16 protein-coding genes and 2 tRNA genes are annotated in these 23,762 nt (G+C 35.2%); 9 read left to right on the top strand and 9 right to left on the bottom strand.

Annotation, left to right across the window (positions count from 1 at the left end; translation table 11 throughout):
- Window positions 1–191 precede the first annotated feature (191 nt).
- Entirely contained in the window at window positions 192–1,736 is a 1,545-nt protein-coding gene (locus C3L50_RS03110) for an Rne/Rng family ribonuclease (protein WP_103804647.1), read from the bottom strand.
- Window positions 1,737–2,112: 376 nt separating this feature from the next.
- Complete coding sequence (locus C3L50_RS03105; RefSeq protein WP_103804646.1) at window positions 2,113–2,403, bottom strand: HU family DNA-binding protein; 291 nt, start codon at window positions 2,401–2,403, stop codon at window positions 2,113–2,115.
- A 133-nt stretch (window positions 2,404–2,536) separates the two neighbouring features.
- On the opposite strand from C3L50_RS03105, the gene mutY reads away from it, so the two are divergent.
- The 4 genes from mutY to gldD are packed head-to-tail and all read left to right on the top strand — an operon-like array spanning window position 2,537 to window position 5,931.
- Window positions 2,537–3,580 (top strand): A/G-specific adenine glycosylase, encoded by a 1,044-nt coding sequence (gene mutY / locus C3L50_RS03100; protein ID WP_103804645.1) that lies wholly within the window; start codon window positions 2,537–2,539, stop codon window positions 3,578–3,580.
- A 38-nt stretch (window positions 3,581–3,618) separates the two neighbouring features.
- Complete coding sequence (locus tag C3L50_RS03095) at window positions 3,619–4,053, top strand: single-stranded DNA-binding protein (RefSeq protein WP_103804644.1); 435 nt, start codon at window positions 3,619–3,621, stop codon at window positions 4,051–4,053.
- 11 nt (window positions 4,054–4,064) lie between these two features.
- The gene (locus C3L50_RS03090) at window positions 4,065–5,360 is read left to right on the top strand and encodes a gliding motility-associated protein GldE (RefSeq protein ID WP_103804643.1); all 1,296 of its coding nucleotides are present in this window, start codon (window positions 4,065–4,067) and stop codon (window positions 5,358–5,360) included.
- A 7-nt stretch (window positions 5,361–5,367) separates the two neighbouring features.
- Window positions 5,368–5,931, top strand: coding sequence for a gliding motility lipoprotein GldD (gldD, locus tag C3L50_RS03085; protein WP_103804642.1), 564 nt, complete (start codon window positions 5,368–5,370; stop codon window positions 5,929–5,931).
- Between the two features lie 46 nt (window positions 5,932–5,977).
- On the opposite strand, the gene C3L50_RS03080 is transcribed toward gldD, so the two are convergent.
- Window positions 5,978–7,510, bottom strand: a complete 1,533-nt coding sequence (locus tag C3L50_RS03080; protein ID WP_103804641.1) for a GH3 auxin-responsive promoter family protein — start codon at window positions 7,508–7,510, stop codon at window positions 5,978–5,980.
- Window positions 7,511–7,605: 95 nt separating this feature from the next.
- Here C3L50_RS03080 and C3L50_RS03075 point away from each other — a divergent pair, with 95 nt between their 5' ends.
- Window positions 7,606–8,400, top strand: coding sequence for a DUF2797 domain-containing protein (locus tag C3L50_RS03075; RefSeq protein ID WP_103804640.1), 795 nt, complete (start codon window positions 7,606–7,608; stop codon window positions 8,398–8,400).
- A 56-nt stretch (window positions 8,401–8,456) separates the two neighbouring features.
- Here C3L50_RS03075 and sppA read toward each other — a convergent pair whose 3' ends face one another.
- Window positions 8,457–10,217 (bottom strand): signal peptide peptidase SppA, encoded by a 1,761-nt coding sequence (gene sppA / locus C3L50_RS03070; RefSeq protein ID WP_103804639.1) that lies wholly within the window; start codon window positions 10,215–10,217, stop codon window positions 8,457–8,459.
- Window positions 10,218–10,332: 115 nt separating this feature from the next.
- Between sppA and folK the strand changes: the two genes are divergently transcribed.
- Entirely contained in the window at window positions 10,333–11,469 is a 1,137-nt protein-coding gene (gene folK, locus C3L50_RS03065) for a 2-amino-4-hydroxy-6-hydroxymethyldihydropteridine diphosphokinase (protein WP_103804638.1), read from the top strand.
- A 9-nt stretch (window positions 11,470–11,478) separates the two neighbouring features.
- On the opposite strand, the gene C3L50_RS03060 is transcribed toward folK, so the two are convergent.
- The 3 genes from C3L50_RS03060 to C3L50_RS03050 form a co-directional block, all read right to left on the bottom strand.
- Complete coding sequence (locus C3L50_RS03060) at window positions 11,479–16,566, bottom strand: Ig-like domain-containing protein (protein WP_103804637.1); 5,088 nt, start codon at window positions 16,564–16,566, stop codon at window positions 11,479–11,481.
- 74 nt (window positions 16,567–16,640) lie between these two features.
- Window positions 16,641–17,177, bottom strand: a complete 537-nt coding sequence (locus C3L50_RS03055; RefSeq protein WP_103804636.1) for an RNA methyltransferase — start codon at window positions 17,175–17,177, stop codon at window positions 16,641–16,643.
- Between the two features lie 74 nt (window positions 17,178–17,251).
- A complete protein-coding gene (locus tag C3L50_RS03050) occupies window positions 17,252–17,716 on the bottom strand; it encodes a DUF1573 domain-containing protein (protein WP_103804635.1) in 465 nt (154 codons plus the stop codon).
- 152 nt (window positions 17,717–17,868) lie between these two features.
- Here C3L50_RS03050 and mutS point away from each other — a divergent pair, with 152 nt between their 5' ends.
- The 3 genes from mutS to C3L50_RS03035 all read left to right on the top strand — a co-directional run bounded on the left by mutS (window position 17,869) and on the right by C3L50_RS03035 (window position 20,901).
- Complete coding sequence (mutS, locus tag C3L50_RS03045; protein ID WP_103804634.1) at window positions 17,869–20,475, top strand: DNA mismatch repair protein MutS; 2,607 nt, start codon at window positions 17,869–17,871, stop codon at window positions 20,473–20,475.
- Between the two features lie 145 nt (window positions 20,476–20,620).
- Window positions 20,621–20,693: transfer RNA gene (locus tag C3L50_RS03040), tRNA-Gly, on the top strand.
- A 122-nt stretch (window positions 20,694–20,815) separates the two neighbouring features.
- Window positions 20,816–20,901: transfer RNA gene (locus C3L50_RS03035), tRNA-Leu, on the top strand.
- Window positions 20,902–21,185: 284 nt separating this feature from the next.
- Here the strand turns inward: C3L50_RS03035 and C3L50_RS03030 are convergent.
- Both C3L50_RS03030 and C3L50_RS03025 read right to left on the bottom strand, forming a co-directional pair.
- Window positions 21,186–21,392: a hypothetical protein gene (locus tag C3L50_RS03030; protein ID WP_103804633.1), complete on the bottom strand. Its 207-nt coding sequence runs from the start codon at window positions 21,390–21,392 to the stop codon at window positions 21,186–21,188.
- A gap of 223 nt (window positions 21,393–21,615) precedes the next feature.
- On the bottom strand, window positions 21,616–23,754 hold the full coding sequence (locus tag C3L50_RS03025; RefSeq protein WP_103804691.1) for a S46 family peptidase: 2,139 nt from the start codon (window positions 23,752–23,754) through the stop codon (window positions 21,616–21,618).
- Window positions 23,755–23,762: the final 8 nt, after the last annotated feature.

The following is a 23,762-nucleotide window of genomic DNA, read 5'->3' as shown; positions in this document are numbered from 1 at the left end:
CTTGAACAATTTGTAATTTAAAAGACATTGTGTAGTCCTTTTGGGTGCGCTTTACATAGCGGCTTTCTTGGGCGTTTTCCATAACGATGAATTTTGTGTATCGTTATTTCAGGACAAGACAAAAAGCACAAAAAAACCGCCAATCTCTCGAAAGGCGGTTTTTTATTCTGAATTTATTTCAGAATCATTTTTTATTCTGAAATAACATTTCCTTTTTTGTCAAAGAAATGATATTCTAAGTACGTGTAAGCGTCACGTGGTATGATTTTCACCCATTTTTTGTGCTCAAAAAACCATTTTGAACGCAATGATGGAAAACCTTGACTGAGGTAAGCAGCCACAAATGGATGTACATTAAGGACAACCTTATTGTGGGTTTTTAAATGTCTTTCTAGATCTAAAGCAATTTTGTCAATGATTTGAATTGGCGCTTCAATTTCGCCGTTTCCATTGTTTGGATCTTCTTCTCTAGTTTTGATATTGACTTCGGGTCTTACTCTTTGTCGAGTAATTTGGACTAAGCCAAACTTACTTGGAGGTAAGATTTTGTGTTTTGCTTTATCATCGCTCATTTCTTCCCTCAGGAAGTCGAACAGGACTTTGCGATTTTCTGGATTTGACATATCGATAAAATCGATTACGATTATTCCGCCCATATCACGAAGACGTAATTGTCTGGCGATTTCGGCGGCGGCAATCATATTGACTTCCATTGCAGTATCTTCTTGGTTAGATGCTTTATTAGAACGGTTTCCGCTATTCACGTCTATAACGTGCAAAGCTTCGGTATGTTCGATAATAAGATAAGCACCTTTGCTCATAGAAACTGTTTTTCCAAAGGAGGTCTTGATTTGTCTCTCTATATTGTATTTCTCGAAAATTGGAGTGTCTTTGGATTGATAAAACTTAACAATCGATGTTTTGGAAGGGGCTATTTCTTGTAAATAATCCTTCGTTTGGTTGTACAACTCTTCGTCATCTATTAGGACACCACTAAAGGTGTCGTTGAAGACGTCTCTTAATATTGATGAAGCTCTATTGAGCTCTCCTAATACCTTGGACGGATGATGAGCGGTTGGTAATTTTTTACACATTGCAGTCCATCTCTCTATGAGGTTCTGCAAATCTTTTTCTAATTCTACTGTGCTTTTGCCTTCGGCTACTGTGCGAACAATAACACCAAATCCTTTTGGTTTGACAGATTGTACGAGTCTTTTCAAACGTTCTTTTTCTTTTTTGTCTTCTATTTTTTGTGAAATAGAAACTCGGTCAGAAAACGGAACCAAAACAATAAATCTTCCAGCCAAGGAAAGCTCTGCGCTAATTCTTGGTCCTTTGGTAGATATTGGTTCTTTGACAACTTGTACTAAAATAGACTGATTGGAATTGATAATATCTGTTATCGATCCATCTTTGTCTATCTCTTTTTCAAACTGAAAGTTTTTTAGGGAGAAATCTTTTATTTTACCTGCGCTTACAAGTTTTATGAATTTCAGTTGGGAAGCAAGATTAGGACCTAAATCGTGATAATGCAAAAAGGCGTCTTTTTCGTAGCCTACATTTACAAAAGCTGCATTTAGTCCTGCAACAGGTTTTCTGATTTTGGCAATAAAAATATCGCCAACTTGAAAGTTGCTTGTTTCTTGTTCTTTGTGCAATTCAATTAGTTTTCCATCTTTTAATAAGGCAAAATCTACGGCTTCAGAACTAGATCTAATGATTAATTCTTTATTCACTCTGTAAATTTTTATCCGCACTTATGGGTGGTTAGGCATTAGGTATTTAGGTGTTAGACCTAAAACCCAAAACCCAAAACCTAAATGTTCGGATGGATTAAACAATAATTTGAACAGGTATTGAACCCGGGAGGAAGTCGGTTTGCAGTATTCAGAGAGCAGTTTGCAGTTTAGGCCGCAATCTGAAGTCTGAAATCTGAAGTCTGAAATCCAAATTTCAATGAACGTTTAAAAAGAAAAAAGTAGTTATAAACTACTTTTTCTTTTTGTGACGGTTAGCTCTCGCTCTTTTTTTGCGTTTGTGCGTTGCTACCTTATGTCTCTTTCTTTTTTTACCACTTGGCATAATCTGGTGATTTTGTGATTAATAATATTTTTATTTTGCTTCGTTATTTGTCTTTACTCCTTCAACAAAAACTTTTGCTGGTTTAAATGCTGGAATGTTGTGAGCAGGAATTTTGATAGTAGTATTTTTTGAAATATTTCTTCCTGTTTTTTCAGCTCTTGTTTTCACAATAAAACTTCCAAAACCTCTTAAATAAACATTGTCTCCTTCTTCTAAAGAAGTTTTAACTTCAGTCATAAAGGTCTCTACGGTTGCTTGAACATCTCCTTTTTCAAGACCTAATTTGTCTGCGATTTTTGCAACGATATCTGCTTTTGTCATTTTAATTCGTAATTTATAAATGTGTACTAATTTTTTGAGGTTGCAAATATAGGAATAAAAAAAACAATTATTCAAGCTAATTCATTAAATTTTAACAACATAAACTTTTACTTTTGTAAACTAAAATTTAACAATGATCTTTTCCAACATACTGATAAGGTGGTATTTAGAAAATAAACGCGATTTGCCGTGGCGAAAAACCGATAATCCTTATTTGATTTGGCTCTCAGAAATTATGCTCCAGCAAACACGAATCGCTCAAGGAACGCCTTATTTCTTGTCTTTTGTGTCCAATTTTCCAACTGTTTTTGATTTGGCCAATGCCAATGAGGAACAAGTCTTAAAACTATGGCAAGGTTTGGGTTATTATTCTCGAGCCAGAAATTTGCACAAAACGGCTCAGTTTGTTGCTACAGAATTATCAGGAAAATTTCCAGACAACTATAATGATTTATTGAAACTAAAAGGTGTTGGCGAATATACCGCTGCTGCAATTGCTTCTTTTTCCTACAATGAAGTCGTTCCTGTTGTTGATGGAAATGTTTTTAGGGTTTTGTCTCGCTATTTTGATGTAGAAACTGATATTGCTGCGGCATCTGCCAAAAAAGAGTTCGCGGCTTTGGCTTTCGAATTGATGCCCAAAGATAATCCGGCTATTTTCAATCAGGCTATAATGGAATTTGGTGCTTTGCAATGTGTTCCTAAAAGTCCCAATTGTGGTGTTTGTGTTTTTAATAGCAGTTGTGCCGCTCTACAAAAGAAGAAAGTGGATCAATTGCCAGTAAAATCTAAGAAGTTGAAGGTACGAAATCGGTTTTTTAATTATTTAGTGGTTGCTGATGATGATGAAAACACTATAATTCAAAAAAGGACTGCCAAAGGAATTTGGCATAATCTTTACGAATTTCCACTAATTGAAACTGATGCTCCCGAAGATTTTGATTTTATTTCCAAAACGATTCAAGACGGTTTTTTTAAAAATAATCCTTTAATAAGTGTCGAAGAAGATAGTGAGAAAAATATCATCCATAAATTGTCGCATCAGCATTTGCATATCCAATTTTGGAAGGTTCGGGTTGCAGGAATTATAGAGAACGGAATTGATGCTGTTACTTTAAAAACATTTCCTTTTCCCATCGTTATTCATAATTTTATCGAAAAGGATTTTTTGAGCTAACTCAAAATTTGTACATTTGAAAGTAGAAAACACCATTTATGAATTCGACTTTAAATAAAGTAATGCTCATAGGTCATTTGGGCGACGATGTTAAGATGCACTATTTCAAAGCTGATTCTTGCATTGGCAAATTTTCTTTGGCAACAAACGAAACCTATATTAATAAGGAAACGGGCGAAAAAATCACTTCTACCGAGTGGCATAATATTGTTGTAAGAAATAAAGCGGCAGAATTATGCGAAAAATACTTGTCTAAAGGAGATAAAATTTATGTTGAAGGTCGCATAAAATCACGTCAATGGCAGGCCGAAGACGGAACTACAAAATACATTACCGAAATTCAAGCCATAGATTTTACTTTTCTGACCACAAAAAAAGAGAATAAATCTATCGATTCTCCAAAAGAGACTAACTTTGACTCGAAAAATATCGGTTTGCCTGAAAACGACTTACCGTCACAATTGTCTAACTAATTTTTTTCAATTTGGACCCAGAGCCCAGTTTTCTTTTTGCTTATACCTTAGATGCCAATTTAGTATTTGGTTTTATCGCAATTTTTGCGTTATTGTTTTGTTCTGCTCTGGTTTCTGGTGCCGAAGTTGCCCTGTTTTCATTGTCGCAAAAAGATATTGACAACACTTTGCAAGAACATCCTTCAAAAGGAAAAATCATTTCTAAACTTCTAGAAAAGCCCAAAAAATTGCTTGCTACACTTCTTGTTGCTAATAATTTTATCAAAATTGGACTGGTAATTTTGTTTTCATTTATGGGACAAAATTTATTTTCGACTATCCATTCTCCTTTATTAAAATTTGGTATTGAGCTAATTATTGTTGCCTTTTTGATTTTATTGTTTGGCGAAGTTTTGCCCAAAGTTTATGCCAGCAGAAACAATATCAAGTTTGCCAAATGGGTCGCTTATCCCATTTCGGGTCTTGACACTTTGCTTTCGCCAATCAGTTTGCCTATGAGGAGAGCAACTATATATTTGCATAATAAATTAGGAAAACAAAAGACAAATTTCTCGGTAGATCAATTGTCGCAAGCATTAGAACTTACCGATACTGAGGAAACCTCATCTGAAGAGCAAAAAATATTAGAAGGAATAGTTTCTTTTGGAAACACCGATACCAAGCAAGTTATGAGTCCGAGAATGGATATTTTTGCACTAGAAATCGAAGAGTCTTTTGCTGTCATTTGTCCTAAAATTATTGAAATGGGTTTTTCTAGAATTCCTGTATATCGAGACAATATAGATCAAATAGAAGGCGTTTTGTTTGTAAAGGATTTGCTTCCGCATCTTGATAAAGAAGAATTTGATTGGAAAACATTGTTGCGAAAACCATTTTTTGTACCTGAAAATAAAAAAATAGACAATTTGCTCAAAGATTTTCAAGGAATGAAAAGCCATTTGGCCATTGTGGTGGACGAATATGGTGGAACTTCGGGATTGGTTTCTTTAGAAGATATTATCGAAGAAATCGTGGGCGATATTAGCGATGAATTTGATGGTGTTAACGCCAATTACACTAAAATTGATGATAAAAATTATCTTTTTGAAGGCAAAACAAACCTCAAAGATTTTTATAGAGTGGTTGAGGTTGATGAACAAATATTCGAATCAACAAAAGGAGAAGCCGAAACACTGGCCGGATTCATTCTCGAAATTTTAGGTAATTTTCCAAAAAAAGATCAAAAAATCGCTTTCGAAAACTGTATGTTTACCATTGAAACGGTAGATAAGAAAAGAGTAAAACAAATAAAAGTCACCGTAGAATAATTATAAAATGTCAAAAAATCAGCTTTCTATATTTGCACTTTTGATGGTGCTATTTTCTATTTTTAGTTGTAAAAAAGAAGTTTTGCCCAAGCCTGCAAGCTATTTGCGTTTGGATTATCCAGAAGCAAAATATGCTAATTTCGAAAGCAAATGCCCTTTTACATTCGAAATGAATTCGGATGCAATCATAAAAGGAGAGAAAGATTGTGGATTTACGATTACGTATCCAAAAATGAAAGCCACGATTTATTTGACGTACAAACCCGTAAATAACGACATCAATAAATTGTTACACGACGCTCAAAAACTAACCTATGAACACGTCATCAAAGCCGATGATATTCTAGAGCAACCCTTTTTGAATCCGACCAAGAAAGTGTATGGAATGTTTTATCAAGTAGATGGAAATGCGGCCACTAATTCGCAGTTTTATGTGACCGATAGTGTCAAACATTTTGTGACAGGCTCAGTTTATTTCTATGCAAAACCCAATTATGATTCCATTATGCCCGCAGCAAGCTTCGTCCGAAACGATATGCAACGTTTGATGGAAACTTTGAAGTGGAAGTGATTTACAGCGAAGAAATATTTAACTTTTCTTAATGAATTTGTATTCCTTAAATAGAACAATTATAAGAGGTTTGCATATTTTTCAATTGTTCTAAATAATCTCTTTCATTAGACAATCTTGGAATTTTGTGCTGACCGCCTAACTTTCCTTTCTCTTTCAGCCAATCGTAGAATAAATTAGGTCTTGCGATGTTTAAAAGTAAAGGATTTAAAGTCATATTGTTGTGCCGTTTGGCTTCATAATCAGAATTCAAAGACTGCAATGTTTCGTCCAATACTTTTTGGAAAGTTTCAATATCAATAGGGTTTTTCTTGAACTCAATGATCCATTCGTGAGCCCCTTTTTCTTTGTCTTTCATAAAAACGGGAGCAACGGTATAATCTACAACTTCTGTTGCAGTAATTTGACAGGCTTTGGCAATGGCTTGATCCGTATTTTCTACCATCAGTTCTTCGCCAAAAACATTAATATGGTGTTTGGTTCTTCCTGTTACTCTGATTTTGTAGGGACTCAAGGTAGTAAATCGAACGGTGTCGCCAATCATATAACGCCATAAACCGGAATTGGTTGTGATGACAATGGCATAATTTTTAAAAAGTTCTACATCCGATAATCGAATGGTTTTCTGACTGGGAGTGCCAAAAGTGTCCATTGGAATAAATTCATAAAAAATCCCATAATCCAACATCAGCAATAAATCGCTTGAATAATTTAAATCCTGAATGGCAAAAAATCCTTCGGATGCATTGTATATTTCGTAATATTTGAAATCTTTTTTAGGTAATATTTTTTTGTATTGTTCTCGATAGGGTTCAAAGTTTACGCCACCGTGAAAATAGACTTCGAGATTGGGCCAAAGTTCGAGTAAATTTCCTTTGCCAGTTTCTTCTAATAATTTATTCATCAAAACCAAAAGCCAGGAAGGAACTCCGGCAAAACTGGTTACATTTTCGTTTTTAACTTCGTTGATTATGGCAGGAATTTTAGTTTCCCAATCGCTCATCAATGAAATATCTTTATTTGGTGTACTGCTAAAATCAGCCCAAAGTGGCATGTTTTCAATCAAAATGGCCGATAAATCGCCAAACGAAGTATTGTTGTTTTCATAGATTTGAGCACTTCCACCAAGACGAAGACTTTTTCCTAAAAACATTTCCGAATTTTCGTTATTGTTCAAGTACATACATAACAAATCTTTTCCGGCTTTGTAATGGCAATCTTCCAATGCTTCAGGACTTACAGGAATAAATTTGCTTTTGGCATTGGTCGTTCCGCTGGATTTGGCAAACCATTTTATCGGAGTTTCCCACAAAACATTTTGTTCGCCTTGTCGGGTTCTTTCTATCAAGGGTTGTAATTCTTCGTAGGTCGAAACAGGAACTCTTTCGGCAAAAGCAGCATATGAATTTATAGATTCATAATCATATTGCTGGCCTATAACCGTTTTTTCGGCAGCTTTAATCAAATTCATTAGCAATTCTTCCTGAACTTCATTCGGGTACTTCAGGAAAAGTTCTATTTGATGAATTCTTTGTTTGAGAACCCAAGAAGCAAACGAATTGATTACAGCTATTGGCATTTTTAAATTATGAATTATGAATTAGGAGTGATAACTTTACCAAAAATAACAAAATTTGTTCAACTTGAACCTTTAAATCTGAAACTTTAGATAAAATGACTTACGAAGGCACGCTTACAAAAATGCAAACCGAATTTGCCAATCCTATTCAATATTATTTGGTTTTTGAGAATAGTTTTTTGAATGTAAATCAATTACTGAACAAGAATTTGGAAATCAATTTTGTGGGGTATCAATGTTTGAATTGTGGTAAAAAGAAGAAAATCTACCGACAAGGATTCTGCTATGATTGTTTTTATTCGAGTCCAGCTGTTGGCGATTGGATTATGAAACCCGAATTAAGTACCGCACATCTTGGCATTCAAGATCGAGATTTGGTTTATGAAGAAAAAGTACAATTGCAACCCCATATTGTCTATTTAGCTTTGTCAAGCGAAGTAAAAGTAGGCGTGACTAGAAAAACGCAAATGCCCACTCGATGGATTGACCAAGGCGCAACCCAAGCCATTTCGATTGTAGAAGTGCCCAATCGCTATCTGGCTGGAATTACTGAAGTAGCCTTGAAAAATCATTTTGCCGATAAAACCAATTGGCAAAAAATGCTTAAAAATGATGTTGTGCAAGTAGATTTAATCGCCGAAAAAATCAAAGTTCAAAATTGGATTCCAGCCGAAGTTCAGGAATACTTCTACTCAGAGAAAAATGATTTGTATGAAATGCACTTTCCTGTCCTAGAATATCCCAAAAAAATAAACAGTTTGAACTTGGATAAAACTCCTAATTTTCAAGGGAAATTGACTGGAATAAAAGGACAATATCTCATTTTTGAAGATGGCACCGTTTTTAATGTTCGAGGTTCAGAAGGGTATGAAGTACGGATTGAAATATAAAACAAACCCTTTCAATCCAATGGCATAGGACTAAAAGGGTCAACTATTAAAAAAAATTATTGAATATTGATTTCAAAAGGCATCATAGCTTGAACGCCTTTACGAGCTTGCACTTTTTTAATTTGTTCCATCAAACGATAGGTTTCTTCACCCAATTCTTCTTTGATGAACGATTCTTTAGATTTTGCAAAAGGAAAATTTTTCAAAAGATCACTCATGTCTTTTTCGAATTCAGGAAAGTTCTGAGTGCTGTATTTTTTGGTTTTGCCAAGGAGTGCGGCTTCTTTAATAGCGGCATCTAAACCTCCAATTTTATCTACAAGCCCAATTTTTAAAGCTTGTGAGCCCGACCAAACTCTTCCTTGTCCGATTGAATCTACCTGAGCAATCGTCATTTTGCGTCCTTTTGCAACGTGTGACACAAATGTTTTGTAAATGTGCTCCACACTTTCAAGAGTTACGGCTTTGAATTTCTCATCCATCGGAACAAACGGACTGTATTCAGAAGCGTTTTCGTTGGTTTTTACTTGTTCAGTGTGGATTCCAATTTTGGTTGCCAATTGTGTGAAATTTGGTAAGATTCCAAAAACGCCAATCGAACCTGTAATGGTGTTGTTTTCGGCAAAAATTTTGTTGGCATTGCAAGCAATATAATAACCACCAGAAGCGGCATAATTCCCCATCGAAACCACTACGGGCTTCACTTTTTTGGTTAATTCAATTTCTCTCCAAATCAAATCCGATGTCAAGGCATTTCCGCCAGGGCTATTAATTCTAAGTACAATAGCTTTTACATCTTTGTCTTTTCGGGCTTCAATCAAGGAGCGATTCATAGAGATTTCGCCAATGGTGTTGATGTCGCCTTCGCCACTCATAATTTCTCCTTGCGCATAAATAATGGCAATTTTATCATTAGAATCATTGCTTTCAGAAGTAGTGGCTACTTTTTGAGCATAGTCTAAAATGGCTGTTTTGTTGTAATCTTCATCTTTGTCAACTTTCAGAATTTTCTTGATGGCATCGTGATACTCATCTTCATAAGCAATGACATCAACTAATTTTTCGGACTTTGCCATTTCTGGAGTTCGAGCAAGAAGACCAGAGGCGATTTCGTTTAATTTGGCTACCGATATATTTCTGCTTTTGGAAATATCAGCTAAAACAGAACTCCAAACCGCGTTTAGTAATGATGTGGTTTGTTCTCTATTGGCATCGCTCATTCCATTTTCTAAGAAAGGCTCCACGGCGCTTTTGTATTTTCCGTGTCGAATGACTTCCATCTTAATACCCGATTTCTCTTGAAGATCTTTGAAAAACATCAATTCGGCAGATAATCCTTTGAAATCGAAATCACCAACGGGATTGATGTAAATTGTATTGGCAACAGAATTCAAATAATATTCTTTTTGTGAATAGGAATTGGCATAAGCCATCACAAATTTTCCTGATTTCTTGAAGTCTTCTAAGGCGTTGCGCAAAGCTTTTCTTTGTGCCATTCCCAGTTCAGATTCATCATTCAAAATAGAAATTCCTTTGATGTCTGAATCGGTTTTAGCGGCTTCAATAGCTTTGATAACGTCTGATAGTCCTACTTTTCCTCCTTTAGAAAATTCCGTAACCCAAGGGTTGTTGTATTTTCCAGCATAATCGTTTTTTATTTCGTCTAATTTTAATTCGATAACCGAATTGCTTTTTACAGAAATTTCATCCGATTCACCACCAAATAACATTCCGATTAATACAATTCCAAAAACGAATAACATTATAAAAACGAACAACCCCACTATGGTTGCTAAAACATTTCCTAAAAATCTCATAACAATAGTTTTTTTATAAGTAGCAAAAAGAGTTGATATGTTACAAATTTAAGTTATCAACAGCGAGGCAAATATAGTTCAATTCTAAAATTGTTTTAGTTAATTTGTGCTTATTATGAAATCACAAAATCAGGTCGTTTTATCGCTAGGAACCAATCAAGGCAATCGTCTAGAAAACATTGAAAAATCTATTGAATTGATTCATCAAGAAGTTGGAACTGTTATCAAAACATCAAAGTTGTATGAAACTCCGTCTTGGGGTTTTGATAGTGATGCTTTTTATAATTGCGCTTTGGTTTTGCACACTTTTTTGTCAGCGAATGCAATTTTGACAAAAATTTTAAGCATTGAAAAACAATTAGGACGCATTCGAAATACGACTCAAGAATACCAATCACGGATTATTGATATTGATTTAATCACTTTTAACGAAGAAATTATTGATAGTGAAGATCTTCAAGTCCCACATCCTTTATTGCAAAATAGAAATTTTGTTTTATTGCCCATGTTGGATTTGAATTTGAATTGGATTCATCCTGTTTTGCATAAAAAAACGGCTGAATTATTCGAAATTTCTCCTGACGAAAGTGTTTGTACCCCAGTTCAAAATTTAAAAAAACCATTGGATGAAATTCCTTTGGAGCAATTCAATTATATCGCTTTTGAAGGCAATATTGGAGCTGGAAAAACAACATTGGCTACCAAAATTGCGGAGGATTTTAATGCCAAAACTGTTTTAGAACGCTTTGCCGACAATCCCTTTCTTCCTAAATTTTATGAAGATCAAAACCGTTATGCTTTTCCGTTGGAAATGTCGTTTCTTGCCGATAGATACAAACAATTGTCGGATGATTTGGCCCAATTCGACTTGTTCAAGGATTTTATAGTAGCCGATTATCATATTTTCAAATCCCTGATTTTTGCCAAAGTAACGCTTCAGGAAGACGAATTCCGATTGTATAAAACGATGTTTGATATTGTGTATCGGGAAATGCCAAAACCGGATTTGTATGTTTATTTATACCAAAATACGGAGCGTTTGCTGGAAAATATCAAGAAAAGAGGCCGAAGTTACGAGCAAAATATTCCTGCCGACTATTTAGATAAAATCAATGGCGGTTATCTGGATTACATCAAAACGCAAACGAATTTGAATGTCTTGATTATCGATGTTTCAGACCGTGATTTTGTGAAAAACCAGGAAGATTATCTTTATATTTTGGACGAAATTCGGCGAAAAATTAGTAACTAATTTAGAAAATTATCTTTTTAAAGAAAAATGTCCTTTTGTTTCTCGACCGTCTTCCAGTTTTAGAGTAAACCAATAATCATCGGCAGGTAAAGGAACGCCGTTGAAAGTGCCATCCCAACCTTGATTTAGAGAAGGAACCCATTGTTTTAGGAGTTTTCCGTATCGGTCAAAAATGTAGATTATGGAATTTGAATTATAGGTTTCATTCACTCCTTTTATACTCCAATAATCATTATAACCATCACCGTTTGGTGTGAAAAATTTAGGAACACCTACAAGTACAATCTCTTGATGAACGGAACCACAGCCATTTTTATCATTCACATAAACGACGTGAACTCCAGCAGGAACATTGTTGAAAAAATTGGAATCCTGCCAGAACCCATTGGGTTCATCTAAGCTGTATTCATATACTCCTGGCCCAGTGACATTAACTGTTATTGTATTCACTTCAGTTAAATCTACTACATCAACAGAGGTAATCGATGCAACATTTGATGCTGTAACGGTCAATGTTCGAATTCGACTGCAACCCGAATGATTGGTGACTTCAACGGTATAAACTCCTTCGGCATTTACGTCTAATGTTGGTGAGTTTGTCCCGGTATGAACTCCATCTTTTGTCCAAATATAATCGTAATTTGTAGTTGACGAACCGTCTGTTATACCTGCATCTAAGGTTACAAAAAAGGCCGAATCATTCTGACATACTAATTCATTGGCACTACCATCGAGATTCAAATCAATATTTGGAATTGGATTGACAACAAAATTAAATACAGTTGAAGCTGTACAAGTTGTGTTTAATGGGTTTTGAACTTGTGCTGTAATGTTTTGTGTGTTGGTTACAAATGGATTCGGCAACGGACTTGGCAAAAGCATATTGTTTTGGTCGTAATATTTGACAATCATTCCAGTTTGTCCGCCAAGAATTGTGCTTTCGAAAGTAGAGGTGTCAAAAGCAAATTTTCCATCTTGGTCTATTGGATTGGGTTCGTCATCACAAGTTGTTGTCAAATTTGAAGGGACTGCAAATGCTACTGGCGATTGGTCAACAATAAATAGAATGTTTGTTTCGTCATAACAATGTTGCGGACTGTTATTGGTCACAACGGCTTTAATCGTTTGGGATGTTGAAGTGAAAGTGGCTGGGAATGGGCTTTTAATCAAAATTCCGTTGGCATCTTTCAGGGGATTATTGGCTTGGTCGAAATAAGTAACCGTTTTGTTTATTTGCCCATTTAGTAGGGTTGACTCAAGATTTAAAGTATTGAAAGTAAATATTCCATCGGTATTGTCGTCACATTGTCTCGGAATGGTTACTGTATTTGCGATTGGCAAAGCTTCAACATTTAAAGTCAAATAAGGTCCTAAACCGTAACAAGCATTGTCCAGATTACTATCAATTCGTACCCAAATATCCTGAGAATTAGGGTAACCAATGTTTCGATAATTTGAAATGTCAGAGATAACATTGAGTTCGGCCAAAGCATCTGCTTGGTTTCGATAATAATTAATGTTGTAAACATCGGTTGGAGGCAAAAGGGCTTGTATTATTGCTTTTGTCGAAGAAAAATCAAAAGTTGTAATTCCATCTCGATTGTTGTTATTGGCGTTATTATTTCCGTTGGCATCTAAAAAATCATCACAAACAGCAGGAAAAGGAATTTTTGTATTCGGATTGATATTCGTAGCAGGAACTTTCAAGGTTATTTTGGCAACACTAAAACAGCCTGTTGTTTTATTGGTAATTCGCGACCAAACGTCCATTTGTGTTGGAGTTGTGTTTTGAAAAGCCAATTCATTTGGAATCAAATCGGCTGGAATAGCATTTTTTGCTCCGTTTAAAGAGGTGTAATAAGTAAAATTTTCATTGGCAAAGTTGGATGAAATTTGAGCATTGTTTACGGTCAAATTAAATAGCGTCTTACCGTCAACAACTAAGTCAGCATCGCATTGAATAATAGTGACATCGTTTACAATCGGCAATGGATTTACAATAACTGAAATTTCCGACCTTGGACTTTCGCATCCAGTAGCCACAATGGTTTGACTTACATAAAATTTTGTGGTTCCAACAGTTGCTGTCGATGGCGTGGGACTTGTTGCGCTAGAAGTTCCACCTGCTGAAGCTAAATACCAATTTAAAGTACAATTTGGGGATGCTGTTGCCGTTAACGGAATTGCAGTTTCAAGATTGCAATAAGCAATATTACTTACAATGGGTGCTGTAGGCAATGGGTTAACGGTGACTACTATTTCGGCTCTAGGTCCTTCACAACCCGTTGAAGTTATGGTTTGACTGACAAAATAAGATGTTGTACCAACTACTATTGTAGAAGGCGTTGGACTTGTTGCACTCGGCGTGCCTCCTGTAGCAGTTGGATACCAATTTAAAGTGCAATTTGCTGTAGCAATAGCTGTCAAAGGAACAGCAGTTTCATTATTGCAATAGGAAATATTGTTTACAGTGGGAACCGTTGGCAATGGATTGACCGTTACTATGATTGCAGCACGAAGGCTTTCGCAGTTGCTTAAAGTATTGGTTTGGCTCACATAATAGGTTGTCGATCCTGCTGTTGTTGTAATTGGTGTTGGACTTGTAGCTGAAGCAATACCTCCAACTGCTTGGGTGTACCAATTTAATTTGCAGTTACTGTCTGCTGTTGCTGCTAATGGGATTGCTGTAGCATTCAAACAATATAAAACCGGACTTGTCGAAGAAATTGCGATTTGTGGCAAATTGGGTAAAGGTTTTATAGTAGCAATAATTTCAGTTCTAGGACCATTTGGGCAACTTCCATTTGATGCATCTACATAATAAGAAGTGGTAGTAGTTAGAACTGGAGTTGTAAATGAATTTCCTGTATAAATTGATGTTCCTCCAGTTGGGGTTGTGTACCAATTTACTGTGCCATCAGTGGCAGTTGCTTGTAGTATCAGACTTCCAGAACCACAGATAGCACTTGGAGTTGAACTTGTTATTTTTGGAATAGTGATTTTAGTACTCGCCGAAATTTGAAGTGTTGGCTCGCCAGGCATTCCTCCATATTCTACAATATAACCTTGAGGGAAGTAATTACCATTGGCTACATTTATAGCATTGCCTTGTACTGGCAAATCATTCCAGGTTCCTAGGTTTCCAACTGCTGGAGAAGTTATATGGGCATAATCTTCGTTATTTCCAGAGTCATTAGGTTCATTAGGTGAGTTCCAATTGGCATAATTAAAAGGAGGACTGGTTGTGCCATTGCCTTTTCCAGTCCAAAAAGTAATTCCAGTTCCTCCATTGGCAAGCCCTTCTGGTCCAGTTACCCATTTCCAAGTACCTTCAATTTGTGCGTCACTACCGCCAATCCATCCCGTTCCTGGCGCTTGTGCTCCAGCCAATTGTGCTTCGTCAGCAGCTGTTAATGTAGCTAAATAACCCTGCAAGCCATAATAAGTTCTTGCGGCGGCTGCATCTTTTGCAGCTGTCCAAATAATACCTGGACTTGCCACATATTCATAGAAATGTCCGTTTGATGGCAAATAATTAGCAGAACCGAAACCCAAATTAATAGAAAAATCACGAGTTCCAGATGGTGATGCGGACGAATTAGTATATGTTACATCTTTAATAGCAGCTTCAAAATCTGTATAGGTAACTTGAATTCCGGTTGGGCTATACAGTTTTAGTTTTCCTTCTGATGCACTCCAAGATGTAGTAATTGTGGGATGCAAAAGCGGATTAGCCAATGCTAATAAATCCTGCCCTACAACATATCCCGATGAAATTTGAATATAAATGGCATCAGTACCTGTATCGGATGGATCGTGAGTTATGGTTACTCCTGTTACTATTTTTAATGAAGTTCCCGCGCAATAAATTTGATTTCCTGTTGCTGTGATTACAGGAGGTGTTATAGTAGCAGTTGTTTTGCTACAGTTTTCAGAATAACTTGCTGCGGCGTCTTTTTTGGAAGACCAATTGGTATCTGAATACGCTTTGTTGTCGACTTGTATACAGGTTAGGTTGGGGTTGCTTTTAAAATTAACAACTAGGAGTTTTGTATTACTGCCGTTTTTTAAATTAAGGAAGGTTAGAAAATTTTTACTACAATCAAAATAAGTCAAAGCATTATGGTTCGTAAGGTCTAAACTACTTATCTTACTAGTGTCACACTTTAAATATGTCAAAGCTGTATTTTTAGTCAAGTCCAGAACACTAATTTGATTAGAACTGCAGTCTAAAGCAGTTAAAAATGTATTTTTAGTAACATCCAAAGTACTTATTTGAGTCGAAGAACAATATAAATCAGTCAAAGCTATGTTTTTAGAAACATCTAAACTGTTTATTTTAATATTAAAACAGCTTAAAAAAGTTAAAGCCGTATTTTTGGTGACATCCAAACTTGTTATTTGATTATTACTACAATCTAAAAGAGTTAAAGCAGTATTTTTGGTAACATCCAAACTACTTATTTGATTGGTAGAACAGCTTAAAAAAGTTAAAGCCGTATTTTTAGTAACATCCAAACTTGTTATTTGATTATTACTACAATTTAAATGAGTTAAAGCCGTATTTTTGGTGACATCCAAACTTGTTATTTGATTATTACTACAATCTAAAAAAGTTAAAGCCGTATTTTTTGTAACATCCAAACTACTTATTTGATTAGTAAAACAGTTTAAATGAGTTAAAGCCGTATTTTTAGTAACATCTATACTAATTATATAATTATAGCTACAGCTTAAATGATTCAAATTTGTATTTTTGGTAACATCCAGACTGGTTAATTGATTTTGAATACAACTTAAGCTGATCAAAGCTGTGTTTTTAGTAACGTCTAAACTAGTTAATTGATTATCAATGCAAAGTAAATATTCTAATGATGTAAAATCCTGTATTCCTGATAAATTAGTAATAGCTTTCTTTGAAACATCTAAATTAGTAATTCCACTCACATTTGCTGTCAGAACCTTACCATCAATAGCTCCACTATCAATACCTAAATCAATTAATGCTTTCTCAAAATTCACATCTGGAATTGTAGTATATTGGGCTTGCCCAAAAAAACTGGACAAAAGGATAAACAGTAAAAAAAGTTTTTTCATAGCTTAGGTTTTCTTCTAAAGAAAAGGTTGCCTAAGATATAAAAAAACTTCAAATTAATTTGATAAAAATATAATTACAAATTCCATTTCATTTTTTTGAATAAATCCCAAACGACTATTCCAGCACTTACCGAAATGTTCAAAGAATGTTTGGTTCCCAATTGTGGAATTTCGATACAGCCATCACAGAGTTCAACGGCCTCTTGTGCTACTCCAAAGACTTCGTTTCCAAAAACTAAGGCGTATTTTTTATCTTTTTCAATTTCAAAATCTTGAAGAAAAACGGCGCTTTCTACTTGCTCAATGGCAAGTACACTAACTTTTTCGTTTTTTAAATTTTGAATCACTTCAAGAACGTCTTTGTTATGTTCCCAAGCCACAGTTTCTGTAGCGCCAAGAGCCGTTTTGTGAATTTCTTTGTTAGGCGGCGTAGCCGTGATGCCACACAAATATATTTTTTCAATCAAAAAAGCATCGGCTGTTCTAAAAACCGACCCAATGTTGTGCAAACTTCGAATGTCATCCAAAACAATGATAATTGGTGTTTTTTCGGATTGTTTAAAATCTTCAATAGATTTTCGATCGAGTTCACTGTTTTCAAGCTTTCTCATATGGTTTTGAAGTGTATTTAAATAAAAAAAGCTTCCAAAAAGAGGGAAGCTTTTTTATAAGATTATTTTAAAATTTAGCTTTTTGGAGCGTCGTCTCCTAAAACAGTTCCTTTTATAGTAAGTACTTTTGAAGGAATTCCTGCTGCATTAGATGTTACAGTTACAGTTTTAGTAAAAGCACCAACTCTATCTGTTGCATATTTTACTCCAATTACGGCTTTTGCACCAGGAAGAATAGGATCTTTCGGAAAAGTTGGAACAGTACAGCCACAAGATCCAACGGCATTAGTTATAATTAGGGGTTTATTGCCATTATTAGTTAAAACAAATTCGCGTTTTCCATCAGCATTGTGAGCAACTGTGCCATAATCGATTGTTTCGTTCACAAAAACCATCCCAGCGCCTTCTACTTTAGGTAAAGCAGGAGCTGTTACTTTTGAAGTTTTTGCAGTTACTTTTTTTGATTTTTTAGAAGTTTCTTGTGCATTAGAAAAAGTAAATGCCAAAAGTGCTATCGAAAGTGTAATTAATTTTTTCATTGTCAAATTTTTTTAAATTGAGTGACAAATTTATATAAAAAAATAAAACTGATACTTAATTTTTTCTTAAAACTATTTTTAAATTACAGCAACGCAATTATTAACCATAAAATCTATAAATTCGCTAACTGTAAAATTTAAAAAAATACATTTTGTCATCTAAAGAAAAAGTAGCCAAGGAAACACCGTTAATGAAGCAATACAACGACATCAAAGGGAAGTATCCCGATGCTTGTTTGTTGTTTCGGGTTGGAGATTTTTATGAAACCTTTGGCGAAGATGCTGTTCGTGCTTCCAAAATTTTAGGGATAACATTGACCAAACGTGGGGCAGGTTCCGAAACTGAAACGGCTTTGGCAGGTTTTCCACATCATTCCATCAATACCTATTTGCCAAAATTGGTCAAAGCGGGACTTCGGGTGGCAATTTGCGATCAGCTCGAAGATCCAAAAATGACTAAAACCATTGTGAAACGTGGTGTTACCGAATTAGTGACTCCTGGGGTCTCTATGAACGATGAGGTTTTGCAATCAAAATCGAATAACTTCTTGGCGGCTGTTTATTTTGCCAATAAATCCATCGGAATTTCATTTCTAGATGTGTCAACAGGCGAATTTCTAACGGCACAAGGCAATGCAGAATATATAGATAAACTATTGCAGAATTTCAATCCAAGTGAAGTTTTAGTTCCAAAAAACAATAAGAATAATTTTCGAGAAACTTTTGGAGAGGATTTTCATAGTTTTTATTTGGAAGACTGGATTTACAAAGAAGATTATGCTTTCGAGACTTTAACCAAACATTTTCAAACGACTTCTCTAAAGGGTTTTGGAGTCGAAGAATTGAAAGAAGGAATTATTGCTTCGGGAGCCATTTTGTATTATTTGTCGGAAACGCAACATAATAAAGTGCAACACATTACGGCTATTCAACGTATTGCAGAGGATGCTTATGTTTGGATGGATCGATTTACGATTCGAAATCTCGAATTATACCATAGTTACAATCCCAATGCGGTTACGCTTTTGGATGTGATTGATAGAACGCTTTCGCCAATGGGAGGACGTTTGTTGAAACGTTGGTTGGCATTGCCGTTGAAAGATATTCATAAAATTCAAGGTCGCCATCAAGTGGTTTCGTATTTGAAAGAGAATCAAGAGGTCTTGAAAAACATTCAAAAGCAAATCAAACAAATCTCCGATTTAGAGCGTCTGATTTCGAAAATCGCAGCTGGAAAAGTTTCGCCTCGTGAAGTGGTTTATTTGAAAGAGTCTTTGGATGCGATTATTCCAATAAAGACTTTAGCGTTAGCAAGTCCGCAAGAAGCAGTGAAAATTATTGGCGATAGTCTTAATAGTTGCGACTTATTGCGTGAAAAAATAAAAACGGTTTTAAATCAAGATGCGCCTGTGGCTGTTGCCAAAGGGAATGCGATTGCTAAAGGAGTTAATGAAGAATTAGACGATTTACGAGCCATTTCTACATCGGGCAAAGAATTTCTCGAAGGAATCGAAAAAAGGGAATCCGAAAGAACGGGAATTTCGTCTTTGAAAATTTCCTTTAATAACGTTTTTGGCTATTATATCGAAGTTCGAAATACGCACAAAGACAAAGTACCAGCAGAATGGATTCGGAAACAAACATTGGTCAGTGCTGAGCGTTATATTACCGAGGAATTAAAAGAATACGAAACCAAAATCCTCGGTGCCGAAGAAAAAATATATAAAATAGAAGTCGAGCTATTCGAACAATTGGTAAGCTGGATTGCACTTTACATCAAACCAGTTCAAATGAATGCCAATTTGGTGGCGCAATTGGATTGTTTGTGTTCTTTTACCCAATTGGCTATCGAAAATAAATACGTTTGTCCTGAACTCGACGAAACATTCGAATTGAATATCAAAAACGGAAGGCATCCTGTGATCGAAAAACAATTGCCAGTGGGTGTGCCGTATATTGCCAATGATGTTTTCTTGGATAGAGAGACTCAACAGTTGATAATGATTACCGGACCCAATATGTCTGGAAAGTCGGCTATTTTGCGTCAAACCGCCTTGATTGTGCTCTTGGCTCAAATGGGAAGTTTTGTTCCGGCAGACAGCGTGAGAATGGGGATTATCGATAAAATATTTACCAGAGTGGGAGCTTCGGACAATATTTCGATGGGAGAATCTACGTTTATGGTCGAAATGAATGAAACGGCTTCTATCTTGAACAATATTTCTGATAGAAGTTTGGTTTTGCTAGATGAAATCGGAAGAGGGACGAGTACCTATGACGGAATTTCCATAGCCTGGGCGATTGCCGAATTTTTGCACGAACATCCATCGCAACCCAAAACGCTTTTTGCGACGCATTATCACGAGTTGAACGAAATGAGTGAATCGTTGACTCGAATTCAGAATTACAATGTTTCGGTCAAAGAATTAAAAGATACAGTGCTTTTTATTCGAAAGCTGGTAAAAGGAGGAAGTGCTCACAGTTTTGGTATTCACGTGGCAAAAATGGCGGGAATGCCACAAATCGTGATTTTGAAAGCGCAAAAGCTTTTGAAGAAATTAGAAAAAGACCATTCCAATGAAGCTTTGAACGGAATCAAATCGTCTAAGGATGAAATGCAAATGAGTTTCTTTAATCTGGACGATCCATTATTAGAAGAAATCAAAGACGAGATATTGAGTTTAGACATCAACACCATTACACCAATGGAAGCTTTGATGAAACTCAATGAAATCAAAAGAATGTTGACCAAGAAATAGTTTCTTTGTGTTTAAAGTTAGGGTTATCAGAAGGTTATATTTTGTCTGTATATTTTTTGCAAAAAAGGCTTGTGTAATTGAATTAATGTATTAAATTTGCATCCGCAATACGGAACAAGTATTGAGTTCTTTTTAGAATGTAAATGCGAAAATAGCTCAGTTGGTAGAGCGCGACCTTGCCAAGGTCGAGGTCGCGGGTTCGAGCCCCGTTTTTCGCTCATAACCATACGCTTAGTAAATTTAATTATTTTTAATTAGATTAAAAAGTAAAATGCTCGGATGGTGTTGTGTTTAATTAATTTTTTCTAAAAATTTAGAATATAACATTTAAAGGCAAAATGCTCGGATGGTGAAATTGGTAGACACGCTGGACTTAAAATCCAGTGAACAGCAATGTTCGTGCGGGTTCAAGTCCCGCTCTGAGTACAAAGAAAGCCGTAAAGAATTAATTTTTAATTCTTTGCGGTTTTTTTATTTATTTTAAATTGTTATCATATTAATAAATTTTATTAAAGCCGAATCACTTTTTTGATCGAATTAAGATTTTAAATTTATCAAATAAAAAAAGCCATAGCACTATTGAGTGTATGGCTTTTTTTGTTTTCTACAATATGTTTTAAACATTTATAGGAAATATTTGAAGTTTGTTATAAAATGAGCATAAAAAAAGCCACGCAATGCGTAGCTTATTTTTTTACTGTAATTTAGAATTACTTAGCAGCTGGAGCTTCAGCAGCAGGTGCAGCAGCAGCAGCAGTATCAGCTACAACAGCAGCAGTATCAGCTACAACAGCAGCAGTATCAACAGCTACAGCAGTAGTATCTACAGCTTCAGCAGCAGGAGCTTCTTCAGCTTTTTTACATGATACAACAGTCAAAACAGCAACAACGGCTAAACTTAAAAGTACTTTTTTCATCTTACTTAATTATAAAAGGTTAATTATTAATTCGGGGCAAAGATATAAATTTTTTAATAGTTAAAATATTTTTTCATTATTTTTTTAAAAAAAATATTTTGCTCTGTTCAACCACAGTTTGAATTAATAGTCATATTGACTTTAATTCCATTGATTAATAAATATCTGACAAACCCAATCGACTATTTTAAAGGGTGTTTTTTTGATGTTTTTTATCTGAATTTTATTTTTTTGGATGAACCAATTTCAATTCATCAATTATGTTTTTTGCCCCAGCAAATTTGTCAATGATGAACAGAATATAGCGAGCATCTACCATAATATTTCGGCAAATGCTAGGGTCATAATAAATGTCGCTCATTGTTCCTTCCCAAACTCTATCGAAATTCAGTCCTATCAAATTGCCTTTAGCATCAATTGCTGGACTTCCTGAATTGCCTCCAGTGGTGTGATTTGTGGCGATAAAACAAACGGGCATTTTGCCGTTTTCGCCATATACTCCGTAGTTTTTGGTTTTATACAAATCGATTAATTTTGTTGGAACATCAAATTCATAATCACTTGGAATGTATTTTTCCATAACACCATCCAAATAGGTTATTGGTGTATAGAGAGTGGCATCTTTTGGAGCATATCCTTTTATTTTTCCATAGGTAACTCTTAGAGTGCTATTGGCATCTGGAAAAATTCGGGTGTCTTTATTCAATTCTAATTGAGCTTTCATATAAGTTCGCTGTAAAGCTGTAATCCTCAAATTGATTTCTTCATATTTTGGTGCCACCTCTTTAAGAAATTTATCAGACATTCCTTTGATTAACAAAAAGCCTTTATCTTCATTTAAATGAGTTAAAACCGTTTTTGAATCGCCCGAAAGCAATTCTTTTAGACTTTTATAATCAACTAATTTTGATTGTGAGTAAATTTCAGTAGCTAAATGGGTTGCATTTATATTCGATAAATTGGTTGGCAAGAATTCTTTAGGCACTTTTGTGGCATACAAATCAATCAATTGTTCAAAGACTTTTTCATCAACAGTTGGATTAAAATCTTTATAAAAATCAGCTAAACCAGCTATTAAATTGTTTTTTCTGTCAGTAAACGCTTGATCTCCTTTGGAATTGTAAACTTGTTCTAATTGATACAATTTAAAACCAACACTCAAGAGTTCAGTATTTCTTAGTGCTACTTCCGTAAAATAGTCTCTCGCCAAGGCATAAGGAGCAATTTCGGTATAATCCTTTTCAAAATCAGAAAGTAAATGGCCGTATTCAGCTTGTTTTCCAGCTTTTAACACCTTTTCTTGGAACGCAATTTCTTGATTTTTTTTGATGGTCACAGCATCCGATTTTTTCAAACCTTGTGTTTCTCCAATCCATTTCTTCCAATAGTTGGCAATACTGGCATATTTCGAAGCATATTGAATTTTGATGGCATTGTCTTTTCTCATAAATCCATCGGCAACTTTCAATGCGTGATCTCTAATCTCAATTTTTGCAGGATTCAATTCGTTGGCAATTTGTGCAATGGCAACAGCTGGCAAATACTCATTTGTTTTTCCGGGATAGCCAAAAACCATCGTGAAATCGTCTTCAGCAACTCCGTCTAACGAAATGGGTAAAAAATGTTTGGGAGTGTAAGGAATGTTGTCTTTTGAATAACTGGCAGGATGATTGTTTTTGTCGGCATAAATTCTAAACAAAGAAAAATCTCCCGTGTGGCGAGGCCAAACCCAATTGTCAGTGTCGTTTCCAAATTTTCCGATTGACGATGGCGGAGCTCCAACCAATCGAACATCATTAAAAGTCTCGGTTATAAATAGCATATATTGATTGCCTTCGAAAAACGTTCTAATTTTATTTTCCTGCCAAGCTTCTTTGGGTAATGAAACGCTTAAAGCTGAAATATTATCTTGAATTTTCTTTTGTTTTTCAGCTTCAGAAGTTAAATTTGAAGTGCCTTCCAAAACTTTTGTGGTAACATCTTCAATTCTAACGATGAAAGTTACTACCAAGTTTTCGTTGGGCAATTCTTCGTCCATTTTATAGGCCCAAAAACCATTTGTTAAATAATCATGTTCTACAGTTGAATGATTTTGTATGGCATCAAATCCACAATGATGATTGGTTAAAATTAAGCCTTTCGACGAAATAACTTCGGAAGTACAACCGCCATTAAAATGTGGAACAGCATCTTTCAAGCTCGATTGATTGACATCATAAATGTCTTTTACGGACATTTTCATCCCTAAATTTTTCATTTCTTTTTCATTCATTCCTTGCAATAGAGAAGGAATCCACATACCGCCTTGTTGCGCTTGTAATTGGATGACAAAGAAAAATAAGAATGCTTTTAAAATTTTCATTGTAATTG

The sequence above is a fragment of the Flavobacterium alvei genome (assembly GCF_002920895.1).
GTDB lineage: Bacteria > Bacteroidota > Bacteroidia > Flavobacteriales > Flavobacteriaceae > Flavobacterium > Flavobacterium alvei.
Note: the sequence above shows the minus strand (reverse complement) of the source record. Positions and strands in the feature narration are given on the sequence as shown.

Coding starts and splice junctions, on each gene's coding strand:
- C3L50_RS03105 (WP_103804646.1), bottom strand. CDS start 2,403: ATGACAAAAGCAGATATCGTTGCAAAAATCGCAGACAAATTAGGTCTT.
- mutY (WP_103804645.1), top strand. CDS start 2,537: ATGATCTTTTCCAACATACTGATAAGGTGGTATTTAGAAAATAAACGC.
- C3L50_RS03095 (WP_103804644.1), top strand. CDS start 3,619: ATGAATTCGACTTTAAATAAAGTAATGCTCATAGGTCATTTGGGCGAC.
- gldD (WP_103804642.1), top strand. CDS start 5,368: ATGTCAAAAAATCAGCTTTCTATATTTGCACTTTTGATGGTGCTATTT.
- C3L50_RS03080 (WP_103804641.1), bottom strand. CDS start 7,510: ATGCCAATAGCTGTAATCAATTCGTTTGCTTCTTGGGTTCTCAAACAA.
- C3L50_RS03075 (WP_103804640.1), top strand. CDS start 7,606: ATGACTTACGAAGGCACGCTTACAAAAATGCAAACCGAATTTGCCAAT.
- sppA (WP_103804639.1), bottom strand. CDS start 10,217: ATGAGATTTTTAGGAAATGTTTTAGCAACCATAGTGGGGTTGTTCGTT.
- folK (WP_103804638.1), top strand. CDS start 10,333: ATGAAATCACAAAATCAGGTCGTTTTATCGCTAGGAACCAATCAAGGC.
- C3L50_RS03060 (WP_103804637.1), bottom strand. CDS start 16,566: ATGAAAAAACTTTTTTTACTGTTTATCCTTTTGTCCAGTTTTTTTGGG.
- C3L50_RS03055 (WP_103804636.1), bottom strand. CDS start 17,177: ATGAGAAAGCTTGAAAACAGTGAACTCGATCGAAAATCTATTGAAGAT.
- C3L50_RS03050 (WP_103804635.1), bottom strand. CDS start 17,716: ATGAAAAAATTAATTACACTTTCGATAGCACTTTTGGCATTTACTTTT.
- C3L50_RS03030 (WP_103804633.1), bottom strand. CDS start 21,392: ATGAAAAAAGTACTTTTAAGTTTAGCCGTTGTTGCTGTTTTGACTGTT.
- C3L50_RS03025 (WP_103804691.1), bottom strand. CDS start 23,754: ATGAAAATTTTAAAAGCATTCTTATTTTTCTTTGTCATCCAATTACAA.